Genomic DNA, 13,327 nt, shown 5'->3' with positions numbered 1-13,327 from the left:
TTATGTTACTAAAAAAAACCTTTCGATCTATTGCATTAGCAATCCTTTCCATTTTTTTTACTCTAACCAGCAGTGCTCAACAAACCGAAAAAATATTGCTGTCCGGAAAAGATTTTGAACATCCTGTTCAATGGGATTTTTATTGCACCGATGGGAACAATAGCAAGACTTGGGCGAAAATTAATGTGCCATCCCAATGGGAGTTAGAAGGTTTTGGAACCTATACGTATGGCAGATGGTATAAAGAACTCAACGAAAAAGAACCAAGCAAGGAAGAAGGGTTTTATAAATATGAATTTGAAGTTCCACAAAATTATAAAGGAAAAGAAGTCATCATTGCCTTTGGTGGTGCAATGACAGATACTGAAGTAAAAATAAATGGAAAATTAGCCGGAGAAATACACCAAGGGGGTTTTTATGAATTTAAGTATGACATTTCGGCTTTGTTACATTTTGGATCCAAAAATTTATTAGAGGTTCATGTTTCGAAACATTCTGCAAATCCATCTGTAAATAATGCGGAACGCAAAGCAGATTGGTGGCTTTTTGGAGGGATTTATCGTCCGGTATGGTTAGAAGTTGCGCCTAAAACACATATAACGCACATTGCTGTAAATCCGAAAATGGATGGTTCCATTACCATTGATATGGATCTTAGAGACATTCCAAAAAACACTGTTGTCGAGGCAACAATAAAAGGACCAGATGGAGAAAAATTCCAGTCTTTTAGTTTTCCAATCAAAAAAGGAAGTATTCAAGATCAGATTGCGGCTAAATGGGAAAATGTAAAACCATGGACGCCAGAAACACCTAATTTATATGATTTAAAATTAGTTTTAAAACAAAACGGAACAGTACTTCACCAACTTGAAAAAAGAATTGGTTTTAGAACATTAGAGTTTAAAAAACAGGACGGCATTTATATGAACGGAAAAAAAATTATAATGAAGGGAATCAATCGTCATTCTTTTTGGCCTGAAGGTGGACGAAGTACGAGTAAGCGAATTAGCTTGCTGGATGGTAATTTGCTGAAAGACATGAATATGAATGCCGTGCGCAGTCACTATCCGCCAGACGAGCATTTTCTAGACGTTTGTGATTCTTTAGGCCTTTTTGTTTTGAATGAATTGGCTGGTTGGCAAAATTCGTATGATACTAAATTAGGAACTAAATTGGTGCAGGAAATGGTGACTCGTGATGTAAATCATCCTTCCGTAATTATTTGGGATAATGGAAATGAAGGCGGTTGGAATACTGAAGTAGATAAAGTTTTCGCCCAATTTGATCCTCAAAAAAGAATCGTAATCCATCCTTGGGCCGATTTTAATGGCTGGGATACGCATCATTATCCTACTTATTTAACTGGAGTACATCGTTTTGGAAGTGGGGAAAATGTATTTTTCCCAACAGAGTTTATGCATGGTACTTATGATAATGGACTTGGAGCAGGATTAGAGGATTTCTGGAAACATTATAAAGAAAGCCCATTATTTGCCGGTGGATTTATGTGGGCATTTTTAGATGAAGCGGTGAAACGTTCCGATTGGACCGGGGATATGAAATTTGATTCTAAAGGTTCATTGGCAGCAGATGGTATTGTAGGGCCACACCGAGAAAGAGAAGGAAGTTTTTATACCGTGAAAGAAGTTTGGGCACCAATCCAATTTGAAACAAAACAGATTACAGATACTTTTGATGGTTCCTTTCTTATTTCTAATGATTACATTTTTAGTAATCTGAATTCCTGTAGAATGGAATATAAAGTAATGAAATCTGACAATACTATTTTTTATTCTAATGCCGTTCCAAAGGAAATTGGAGCAGGAAAAATTGAAATTCCAAGTATTGAACCCGGCGAAACTCGTAAGATTCATTTTGATATTCCAAAAGATTTTTTTGAAGGCGATTTTTTAGAAATAAGCGCACAAGATCAACACGGAAGAGAAATTTATACTTGGTCATGGCCTATTCATAAAGCTAAATTTTATGCCAATAAGTTTCTTTTGTCTAAAAACACTAAAAACAAAGCAACGTCAACTCGTACTGCTAATGAGGTACTGCTAAATGGTGGAGATATAAAAGTTGTTTTAGATACAAATACAGGTGAAATCTTGACTGTTAAAAACGGGACTTCTGTAATTCCTCTAACAAAAGGGCCACGTCCTGTGGGAATGAAAGCAAAAGTAAAAGAAGTTCAACTTTCGCAAGAAGGAGAAAATGCGGTGTGTATGGTATTATATTCTGGTGGATTGTATTCAATAAAATGGATTATGCATCCAGATGGAAGATTTAAAATGGAATTAGTTGCTTTAAAAAATGGAGAGAACGGTGGTGGTTTTGATGGTGCATTTTTCGAAGATCAAATTAGTAATTTTGGTATAACTTTTAGTTTTCCTGAAAAGGATGTGACGGGTATCAAGTGGTTCGGTAGAGGTCCTTATCATGTTTGGAAAAACCGAATTAAAGGCACTACTTATGGTGTTTGGGAGAAAAATTATAACAACACCATAACTGGAGAAAGTTTTGAAAATCTTATTTACCCGGAATTTAAAGGCTATCATGCCAATTTATTTGGAGCAAGCCTTAAAGCTGGTGAATCCTCATTTAAGGTTTTTAGCGAATCTGAAAATGTCTTTTTACGCTTGTTTACTCCGGATTTACCAAAGAATGTTTTTCCAGGGACTTTTCCACAGCCAGACTTTCCGGAAGGAGATATTTCTTTTATGTATGAAATTCCAGGGATGCGTTCATTCAAACCATTGTCTCAGCAAGGACCGGATGGTCAGCCTACAAATATCCGAATCAAAAAAGGAGATGATGGCATCCAAATGAATCTATGGTTTGATTTTAGAGTAATATCCGAGTAATAAATTTATAACTTAAAATATGAAATTGATTCGAATATTTTCTGTTCTATGTTTGGCACTGCTTTTTTTGAATTTTGCAGCAAAGCAAGAAACGAAACCTACTGTTTATACGGTTGGAGATTCCACGGTAAAGAATGGAAATGGCGATGGTAAAGGTGGTCTTTGGGGCTGGGGCGATTATATTGGTCAATTTTTAGACACCACAAAAGTCACCGTATCGAATCATGCTTTGGGCGGAACCAGCAGCAGAACTTTTCAGGACAAAGGTTTATGGCTGCCTATTTATAATAAACTTAAAAAAGGAGATTATGTACTGATTCAATTTGGACATAACGACGATGGTCCTCTAAATGATAATTCCAGAGCCAGAGGAACCATCAAAGGAATTGGTGAAGAAACAAAAGAAATTGATAATATGCTTACCGGCAAGCATGAAATTGTGCATAGTTACGGGTGGTATATTCGCAAAATTGTAAAAGAAGCGAAGTCTAAAGGAGCAATCCCTGTAATCTGTTCCCCAATCCCGAGAAATGATTGGAAAAACGGAAAAGTACCCAGAAACAATGAGTCTTACGGCTTGTGGGCAAAGCAAATTGCACAACAGGAAAATGTCACTTTTATCGAATTAAACGATAAAATGGCCATCGAAATGGAAAAGTTGGGTGAAGCAAAAGTAACCGGAACCTATTTTTACAAACGCGACCATACCCATACTTCTGCAAAAGGAGCTGTACTTTCTTCTTCGGTAATCATCAATGAATTGAAACAAAGTAACAATTCCTTAAAAAATTACATTTTAGAAAATCCGAAAATTGTACTTCCTGCAAAGAAAAAAGTATTCTTAATCGGAGATTCCACAATGGCGGATAACAAAAATGAAATGGCTATTGGTTGGGGAGTAGCCTTCCCTACCTATTGCGATACCACCAGAATTACCGTTATCAATAAGGCTCGAGGAGGAAGAAGTACCCGGACATTTGTTTCTGAAAAACTTTGGGATGCTGTAAAAAATCAATTAGAGCCGGGGAATTTTATCCTAATACAATTCGGACATAATGATGCCGGAGCGATTGATAAAGAAAAATTCAGAGGTTCGCTCAAAGGAAATGGAGACGAAACTCAAGAAGTTGTTCGCGATAGTTTAACAGAAACAGTTCATACTTTTGGTTGGTACATGGAAAAGTTTATCCGAGAAGCGAAAGAAAAGGGAGCTATTCCAATCGTTTTGAGTCAGACACCCAGAAACGAATGGCCGAATGACAAAGTAGAACGCAGAGCCGATATGTATGGAGCTTGGTCTAAAGAAGCTGCGGCTAAAGGAGGCGCTTATTATATTGATTTAAACGAAATTGTAGCCTTGAAATACGAAACCTTGGGCAAAGAAAAAGTAAAAGCATTTTTTCCAAAAGACCATACACATACTAATTTTGAAGGAGCAAATCTTAATGCCCTTTCGGTAGCCGAAAGCATCAAAAAAATAAAAGAATGTAGTCTTAAAGATTATATTGAAATTCCTATAAAATAATATCATTACTACTATTTTAACTCCATTGGATATAATTAAATTTGAATAATTATATCCAATTTTTTTAAAATTATATATGAAAAACACTATCCTGTCGTTTCTATTTATTCTATTGTTCCTACAAAAAAGCGGAGCTCAAAATGATGCTTCATTAAAATTTGAGATTTTCAAGAAAGACCAAAAAGCAACCATCTTATACGATAGTGCTATAGCATTAGATTCGATCTTGGCCTATTCTTTATCGGAGGATATTTTTAAAGTTACGGGGTTTAAGCCATCAGTTACTAAAAATAAGGAAACCGTATCCGGTAATGTAATAGTTATTGGGCAGTATCAATCGGAACTTGTAAATTCTTTTTTGCACAAAAACAATGATTTTAAAGAGTTTGAAAATCAATGGGAAAGTTATCTCCTCAAGATTATTGACAAACCATCATCCCAAATTAAAAAAGCATTTATTGTTACAGGGACAAATCCTAGAGGAACTGCTTTTGGGGTTTATGCCATTTCGGAACGAATTGGTGTTTCGCCTTGGTATTGGTGGGCTGATGTGCCAATTATCAAGCAAAAAGAATTGGTGCTTACCCAAAATTCATTTCGGTCAAAAGCACCATCGGTTAAATATAGAGGGATATTTTTAAATGATGAAGATTGGGGCTTGCTCCCATGGGCAGCGCATACTTTTGAACCCGAAGTGGGTAACATTGGACCTAAAACCTACGCTAAAATATTTGAACTTTTGTTGAGGTTGAAAGCGAATACCATTTGGCCAGCTATGCACCCGGGCACTAATGCCTTTTTTAAAAATCCCGGAAACGCTAAAATTGCGGCTGCTTACCAAATTGTTGTAGGGACTTCCCATGCCGAACCTATGTTACGCAACAATGTAGACGAATGGAAAACAGATTCAATGGGAGATTTTAATTACATTTCAAATCAAAAAAAGGTATATCAATATTGGGAAGACAGAGTAAAAGAAAGTAAGAATGTTGACGCTATTTATACCTTGGGGATGCGAGGGGTACATGATAGTGAAATGGAAGGTGTAAAGGATAACAAAGAAGGAGTTCAGCTATTGACCCATGTTTTAGAGGATCAAAGAAAATTAATTGAAAAATATATCAACCCAAATGCAGCCAAAGTTCCTCAGGCATTTACAGTTTATAAAGAGGTATTAGAATTATATGATGAAGGATTACAAGTTCCCGAAGATGTAACCTTGGTTTGGACAGATGATAATTATGGATATATAAGAAGGTTGAGCAATGAGGAAGAACAGAAACGCTCAGGGGGTGGAGGTGTTTATTATCATGCTTCTTACTGGGGTAGACCCCATGATTATCTTTGGTTGAGTACGGTTCATCCGGCATTGATACGGGAAGAAATGATCAAAGCTTACCAATCAAACTGTAAAGAAATTTGGATTTTGAATGTAGGTGATATAAAACCTGCCGAATATAATATTCAACTTTTTATGGACATGGCTTACGATGCCAATTCTTTTGAAGATCCAACTAAGGTCAAAACTCACATGAATAATTTTTACGCCACTATTTTTGGCAAAAGCAATGGGAAGGCAATTGCTGATATCGAATGGTCTTATTATGATTTGGCTTTTGAAAGGAAGCCAGAATTTATGGGTTGGAGTCAAACCGAGCCTATAACAAAAGTTTCACAAACTTCATATAACGCCTTTTTTTGGGGAGATGAAATGAATCAGCGCTTGAATAAATACCAAATTTTAGAAGACCAAGTTGGCGCCATAAAAAATAATATTCCTAAAATGCTGCAGGACAGTTATTATCAATTGGTATATTATCCTGTAAAAGCATCTTCGTTAATGAATAAAAAGTTTCTGTATACAGATAAGGCTACTATTTACGGATCACAAGGTCGCTTAAATGCCAAAGATTATGCTATAAAAGCAGAAAGTTCCTATAAAGAAATAGAAGCATTGACTCTATTCTATAATACGCAAATGGCCAACGGCAAATGGAATCGGATAATGGATATGAAACCCAGAAATTTACCTGTTTTTGATCTTCCAAAAATAGAAATTCCTCTTCAGCAAACTAAAATTGATGCCGTTGGACTAATGGCAGAAAACACAAACAAACCAGATGAAAAAGAACTGGTATTACCAACATACTATCCTAATTCATTACAATCCCATTTCATTGATGTTTTTCTTAAAAAGGATACGATAATAAACTGGAAATTAAATAATGTTCCTGATTGGGTAATTGCCAATAAAGCGGAAGGTGTTTTGAAAAATAATGGAATTGATAATGAGCGGATTGAAATAGCCATTGATTGGAATAAATGGAACAAAAAGCAATCCAAAAAAGTCCAGTTTAATATCAGTTATGGGGCTAAAATAAAAGCAGTCACTGTTATTATTGATTCTAATTCTATTGACATTCCTAAAAAATCTTTTATAGAAATGGGAAATAAAGTAATTATAAATGCTCAAAATTACACCGCTATAAAAAACAAAGAAACCTACAAATGGGAAAAAGTAGACGGCTTAGGGTATAGCAAAGCCGCAATGCAAGCGCAACCATTACGTTCAACTCCTCTAAAAACAGATGATTTAGCCAAAGAAGCTCCTTATCTTGAGTATAAAATCCATATTGGAGGTGTATTTCCAGATCCAGAATTAATCATACACGCATTACCTACGCATCCTATCACAAATAAACATAGTGTTCGTATTGGTGTGAAATGGAATGAGGAGCCTATTCAAATAATTGATTTTAGATCTTTTGGAAGAAGTGAGGAGTGGAAACAAAATGTATTATCGAATACAGCAACTAAAAAAATCCCGATTCAATCAATAACTAAAGGAACGAATATTTTAAGAGTCTATATGGTTGACGAGGGGGTTTTATTGGACTATTTTTACATAAATTTGAATAAAAATAATCCTGTGCCGTATTCCCTCTTGCCTGAAACTATTAATTAAAATTTTGACGCCTAAATTATAAAAAGACATTATCCTAAAAAGTGTGTAAGTTTAAAAATAATGGGGTTTGACTTTTTTATTAAAGTTGAACCCTTTTTTCATAAATAGTTAAGAACTGATTGAGGATTAATCCCCAATTATGGATTGGCATAGACCATTTTTTGGTAGCCTCTTCTTTTCCTGCTCTAAAATACATACATCTGCTCAACATAATTCTAAAATTTGAAAATGAATTTAGCCATCCTTGAAAATTTTTTCAAATTGGCACATTTTCAAATTATCTAATTTTATCTTGGTTCTGTTTCACAAAAGCGTCCCAACCGGTATAACTTTTTGCGCCAACCACTTTTCCGGAATTAAAAAAATGACAAACCGCAGCGGCTAATCCATCCGTGCTGTCGAGATTTTTTGGTAGTTCTTTTAAGCCTAATAATTGCTGGAGCATTTTGGCAACTTGTTCCTTGCTGGCATTTCCGTTTCCTGTTATCGCCATTTTTATTTTCTTGGGTTCGTATTCGGTAATGGGAATGTCTCTCGAAAGTCCCGCCGCCATTGCCACGCCTTGCGCCCTGCCTAACTTCAACATCGATTGTACGTTTTTGCCAAAGAAAGGCGCTTCAATCGCAATTTCGTCAGGATTGTGGGTGTCAATTAACTCGATGGTGCGTTCGAAAATGATTTTCAGTTTTTGATAATGGTTGTCATATTTGGACAATTGCAATTCGTTGAGTTGAATAAATTGCATATTTTTCCCCACTACTTTGATTAAACCGAAACCCATAATCGTGGTTCCTGGGTCGATTCCTAATATGATGCGTTCGTTTGCCAAAATTTATAAATTATAATAGAAAAATTTCTTCTTAATCTCTTTTTTAGAAACGTTATTTCTAATTGTTTTATTCTTGTTGTCTATTACAAAATACTTTCCGTTTTTTAAAACATAGAATTCATTACCATTCTTTTCTAAATCAGAAAAATCTACAAAAATCTTATCGTAAATGAAAGGAATAATAGGTTTGTTTTGAATTGTTATCACACCATATTTATCGTTTTTAGATAAGATAATTGTTTTGTTATTTTTGTAAAATAAGCTATCATAAACACAAGGAATTACCACTTTACCGTCTTTAGTAATCAATCCTTTTTTCTTGTTTTTTGTAACAAAATGATAATCAAAACCTGGTCCATATTCAACCCAATTTGACATCTCACTGTATTCAAAAGGAATGATTACTCTTCCTAACCTATCTATTACACCATATTTATCATTTTGTTTTGCTATAAATCGATTTGCTTTATCATAAAAACAAGGTGATAAATCTTGACACACAAAATCAAATATTGTTTTTAGATTTCTATCTATAATTCCAACCTTATCCTTTTTCTTTATAATATAATAATTCTGATCTTTATACGATTCAATGTAATCATTGTCTGTGGGATAAATTATTTTATTGTTTGAATCTATTAATCCATATTTGTCTTTATATTTTACAACGGTTTTACTTTGCCCTCTAAACGGTTCTATTTCATCATAAATTATAGGAATTAAAACTTTTCCATTATCACCTATCATTCCAAAATTCCCAGATAAATTTTGAATAATATAGATGCTCTCATTTACATTTTTAATAGTAATTCTATCAAATGAATATTCTTTTATTTTGTCGGCTACTTTTTTTCCTTTTTCGTCAAATAAAACATAATAATTGTTTTTCCTAGCCACAAAAGTATTGGATTTATTATAATCTCTTTCGGGATGTTCAAGCGTATCGTATTCTATATTTATAACTTCATTTCCGTATTCATTTATGATACCAAAATGATTGTTTTTTGAAACAATAGCTAATCTATTCTGATTGAATCTTTCTCCAAAACTATAAATTCCGAAGGGTATGACTTTTTTCAAATTTTTATCCAAATACCCTATTTGTCCGTTCTTACGAACCAATATTAGGCCGTTTTTAGAAAAAGTTAATTCATCTTGATTATTTACAACTCTCTTTGTTATGCCGATTTCATCATATATAAAATTTGTCATTGGCTGACCTTTATTCGTAAAAAAAGCCCATTTATTATATTTAAACAGAATAACTAGGCTGTCTAATGTAGTTTCACCTACTTTTTCATAAATTATAGGAATTATTTCTTTACCTGATTTATCGATAAAACCAAATTTATTATTTCTTTGTACCATTGCTAAACCAGAATTCTGAAAATAGCTTTCATTTTCATATTGAAAAGGAATTACAACAAGACCTTTCCTATTTACAAATCCAAATTTTTCATTCTTTTTTGCAGATGCCAAATCATTACTAAAAAGACTTAATTGATCGTATTCAAAAGGAACAATTACTTTCTGATTTATATCAATGTAACCATATTTATTGCCGTATTGAGCAAATATCATCCCTTTTTCATCAATTGGATTTAAGAATGTGTATTTCCCCAACGGAATAATAACTTTTCCATTATTATCAGTAAACCCCCAAGAATCACTATCAGAGATTCTTACATATGAAATAGGTTTAATAATGTTTTCTTTCTTGTTACAAGAAACAATCATAAACATTACAAAAAATATTTTGATAATATCCTTTTTCATATTTTATATAAATAAACCTTATTCAATTGTTAGTAAACAATTAGTGGTTAATAGTATTATTTCTTTATTTTGCAGCAATGATTTCAATATCCCACAAAGCTAAACAATTCCTCGTACTTCTTATCAAACTTTTGATTGCCGGGGGCGCCTTTTATTTTATTTACAACCAACTGGCGGATAATGACAAGCTGGATTGGGAAAAATTCATCATTCTGTTCAAAAAAAATCAGTCGGTTACAGGAATCTGTTTCCTGTTGTTATTAAGTATTTTGAACCGTTTTTTCGAAATATTGAAATGGCAAAACTTGGTGTCTTATCTACATAAAATGGCATTGCCCGAAGCAACCAAACAAGTCCTTGGCGCTTTGACCGCTGGATTATTTACTCCAAATGGTGTGGGTGAATATGCCGGAAAAGCGTTGTTTTTCGAGAAAATTTACACCAAAAAAATCATTTTCCTAAATTTGATTTGCAACGGAATCCAGATGATTTTATCGATTGTTTTTGGGATTTTTGGATTATTGTACTTCAATGCAAATTACAATGTTATCACAACCAAAACTGTAGCGATACTTTTTGGGTTATTTTTCCTCCTGTTTCTGGTCACTTTTGGCTTAAAAAAAATCACGGTCAAAGGCTATTCCATCGAAAAATTAATTCATAAGATTAACGAAATTCCAAAATCGATTCATCAAAAAAATATCTTTTTGGCCATTTGCCGTTATCTGGTTTTTTCGCATCAATACTATTTTCTATTCTTGGCATTTGATGTTGATTTACCTTATTTAACAATGATGGCAACCATTGCAAGTGTATATTTTTTGGCGTCTTCATTGCCTACATTTCAATTTTTGGATTTTGCCGTAAAGGGAAGTGTTGCCGTTTATTTCTTCGGGATTCTTGGTGTCAACGAATGGATTGTGGTTTTTATTTCAACCTTGATGTGGTTTTTGAATGTTGTTTTACCAGTAATTATTGGCAGTTACTACGTGATGAATTATAAAATCCTCTCCCCAACCCTCTCCAAAGGAGAGGGAGACGTAACTTAATAAAATAATTATGATTACGATTGTTTTATTTTCAATGATTTTGATTTATGCGGTTTCTATTGCACTTTTAATTTATGGTTTCACAAAAGTAAATTCCTTTGAATACCTTGGCTTAAAGCCAAAAAATAAATTTTCGATTATCGTTCCTTTTCGGAATGAAGCCGAAAATCTGCCAAAGCTTTTGGATAGTTTATCGAAATTGAATTATCCGAATGATTTGTTTGAGGTGATTCTGGTTGATGATGATTCTTCTGATGGTTTTGAAGTTCAAAGTTTAAAGTTTAAAGTTTCCATTTTAAAGAACATTCGGGTTTCGAATTCACCCAAAAAAGATGCGATATTGACGGCAATGCAGACCATAAAAACAGACTGGATCATTACCACCGATGCAGATTGCGTTGTCAATGAAAACTGGTTATTGACATTGGACAATTACATTCAGCTTCATGACGTTTCGATGCTTGCCGGCGCAGTCACTTATGATTGCGAAAATTCCTTTTTACATCATTTTCAGCAATTGGATTTGGCGAGCTTGCAAGGTGCGACCATTGGAAGTTTTGGCTTGAAAAAAGGTTTTATGTGTAATGGCGCCAACTTTGCCTATACCAAATCGTTATTTCAAGAATTGAATGGCTTCGATGGAAATGACACAATCGCAAGCGGGGACGATGTCTTTTTGTTACAAAAAGCAATATCACGGTTTCCTGTAAAAGTCCATTATTTGAAATCCGAAAACAACATTATAATCACAAAACCGCTGAATGACTGGAAATCCTTATTTTACCAAAGAGTACGTTGGGCTTCGAAAACGGGTTCGTATCAAAGTAGATTTGGGATTGGTTTAGGACTGGTTGTCTTTGGGGGAAACCTGTGTTGGGTTTTGGTCCCGATAGCTATCGGGATTGGGTTTTCGGGTTTGATTCCGCTTCAAAATATGTTCCTGTTATCCCTTTTAAAGTTTGCTGTTGATTCCATTTTGATTTACAAAGCGAACCATTTCTTGACCAAAACCAGAATGCGCCATTTGATTTTGAGCAGTTTATTGTACCCGTTTTTCAGCGTGAGCGTGGCTTTGTATTCGCTGTTTGGAAAATACGAATGGAAGGGAAGACGGTTTTAGATTGCAAAATCCCTAGCCCAGATGGAAACGGCATCCTTTTTCTTTTTTCTTTAAAAAGAAAAAGATATAGTGAACAGATGGAAATAGCTTCTGAAAAAACTACTCGACTTTGAGAATAACGGGCAAAATAAATTGTGTTTTTACCGGGATTCCGCGTTTGATGGCCGGATTCACTTTTGGAAAATCGACCAAACGAGCTTTTAGAATACTGTCGATTTTTATGGTGTCGTAAGCCACGGAATCTTTTGGGAATTGGGGTTCAAATTGCATCGTTGCATTAGGAAAAATGGTGACTTTCACTTCAATCGTGTCAAGTTCAGGATACAGAATCGATAGCGTGTCGACGCTCAATTTTTGTTGGATTAATTGAGTCAAATACTCAAAAAAGCATTGCTGTCGTTGTATTTTGTTTTCTATTTTTTCACAACCAACAACCGATGGAAACTCGTCTACTTCTTTCCAATTGATGGAATTCAATTCCTTTTGCAACAATTCCTTTTCTGAAGGCACTTGCTTGTTGAAGTATTGACAGGAATTAAAAAGTAGCAGCGGTAAAAGTAATATTAGAATTATTTTTCTCATATTCGATAACGAAACAAATGCGGTTTTAATTTTGTTTAAAAGTACTGTTTTAATTTCCAAAATTACTAAAAATAAATTTACACATAATTTTTGTTAGCTCACAAGTTTTGGACATAATCCCAGTTTTTTGACTTTTTTTGTGTTGTTAAAGAATTAAATAGGATGCACACCTTTTTAAAATAGGATGCACACCTAAAAGCATGCCTTTTTCCTCTTAGATTAAGGAAATTTAGCCGATGAAGAAACAGCCTTAAATCAAAAAAGCCATCCACAAAAGTGGTCTCGTCCCAAAAGACGAGATCATTGGTCTAACTGCTAAACCTTTTATCGATTTATCAGGGCATATAATTTGAAATGATTTTTTCTATTGATGCTTTATTCAACTTTTTTAATCTTTTTTCTTCAATTAATGCTTCTCGTTTTGTTTCAAATTTATCACAATAAACCAACTCCCAATCATCTGTTTTTGAAGTATAAATGCTTTTTCCTGAATTATGATACTCTAATCTTTTAGAAATATCAGTAGTAAATCCTTTATAATAAAGGTTATAGAATTTTGAATATAAAATATAAACGTAAAACATAAGATTCTGTCTAGTCCTGAAAAAACGATA

General features: G+C 34.0%; 10 protein-coding genes. 5 read left to right on the top strand and 5 right to left on the bottom strand.

Annotated elements, in window-relative coordinates; genetic code table 11:
* The first annotated feature begins 2 nt into the window (after positions 1–2).
* The 3 genes from B2145_RS16255 (at position 3) to B2145_RS16245 (ending at position 7,357) form a co-directional block, all read left to right on the top strand.
* Entirely contained in the window at positions 3–2,867 is a 2,865-nt protein-coding gene (locus tag B2145_RS16255) for a glycoside hydrolase family 2 protein (RefSeq protein WP_291104629.1), read from the top strand.
* 19 nt (positions 2,868–2,886) lie between these two features.
* Positions 2,887–4,392 carry a rhamnogalacturonan acetylesterase gene (locus tag B2145_RS16250; protein WP_291104626.1) on the top strand — a complete coding sequence of 502 codons (1,506 nt, stop codon included), beginning with the start codon at positions 2,887–2,889 and terminating at the stop codon, positions 4,390–4,392.
* A gap of 76 nt (positions 4,393–4,468) precedes the next feature.
* Positions 4,469–7,357: a glycosyl hydrolase 115 family protein gene (locus B2145_RS16245; RefSeq protein WP_291104624.1), complete on the top strand. Its 2,889-nt coding sequence runs from the start codon at positions 4,469–4,471 to the stop codon at positions 7,355–7,357.
* Between the two features lie 79 nt (positions 7,358–7,436).
* On the opposite strand, the gene B2145_RS16240 is transcribed toward B2145_RS16245, so the two are convergent.
* From B2145_RS16240 to B2145_RS16230, 3 genes are all read right to left on the bottom strand, one after another.
* Positions 7,437–7,568 carry a hypothetical protein gene (locus tag B2145_RS16240; RefSeq protein ID WP_291104661.1) on the bottom strand — a complete coding sequence of 44 codons (132 nt, stop codon included), beginning with the start codon at positions 7,566–7,568 and terminating at the stop codon, positions 7,437–7,439.
* Positions 7,569–7,634: 66 nt separating this feature from the next.
* Positions 7,635–8,186, bottom strand: coding sequence for a crossover junction endodeoxyribonuclease RuvC (ruvC, locus tag B2145_RS16235; RefSeq protein WP_291104622.1), 552 nt, complete (start codon positions 8,184–8,186; stop codon positions 7,635–7,637).
* Positions 8,187–8,189: 3 nt separating this feature from the next.
* Complete coding sequence (locus B2145_RS16230; protein WP_291104619.1) at positions 8,190–9,962, bottom strand: WG repeat-containing protein; 1,773 nt, start codon at positions 9,960–9,962, stop codon at positions 8,190–8,192.
* A 77-nt stretch (positions 9,963–10,039) separates the two neighbouring features.
* Here B2145_RS16230 and B2145_RS16225 point away from each other — a divergent pair, with 77 nt between their 5' ends.
* The gene (locus tag B2145_RS16225) at positions 10,040–11,011 is read left to right on the top strand and encodes a hypothetical protein (protein ID WP_291104615.1); all 972 of its coding nucleotides are present in this window, start codon (positions 10,040–10,042) and stop codon (positions 11,009–11,011) included.
* Between the two features lie 10 nt (positions 11,012–11,021).
* A complete protein-coding gene (locus tag B2145_RS16220; RefSeq protein WP_291104613.1) occupies positions 11,022–12,131 on the top strand; it encodes a glycosyltransferase family 2 protein in 1,110 nt (369 codons plus the stop codon).
* 99 nt (positions 12,132–12,230) lie between these two features.
* Here B2145_RS16220 and B2145_RS16215 read toward each other — a convergent pair whose 3' ends face one another.
* Positions 12,231–12,713 carry a hypothetical protein gene (locus B2145_RS16215; protein WP_291104610.1) on the bottom strand — a complete coding sequence of 161 codons (483 nt, stop codon included), beginning with the start codon at positions 12,711–12,713 and terminating at the stop codon, positions 12,231–12,233.
* A gap of 335 nt (positions 12,714–13,048) precedes the next feature.
* Positions 13,049–13,327: GIY-YIG nuclease family protein (locus B2145_RS16210; protein WP_291104608.1), on the bottom strand; the 279-nt coding region annotated here is incomplete at its 5' end.

This window comes from Flavobacterium sp. UBA5153 (genome assembly GCA_002413745.1).
Taxonomy (GTDB): domain Bacteria; phylum Bacteroidota; class Bacteroidia; order Flavobacteriales; family Flavobacteriaceae; genus Flavobacterium.
The sequence above is the reverse complement of the archived record's forward strand: the minus strand, read 5'-3'. Positions and strand labels throughout refer to the sequence as shown.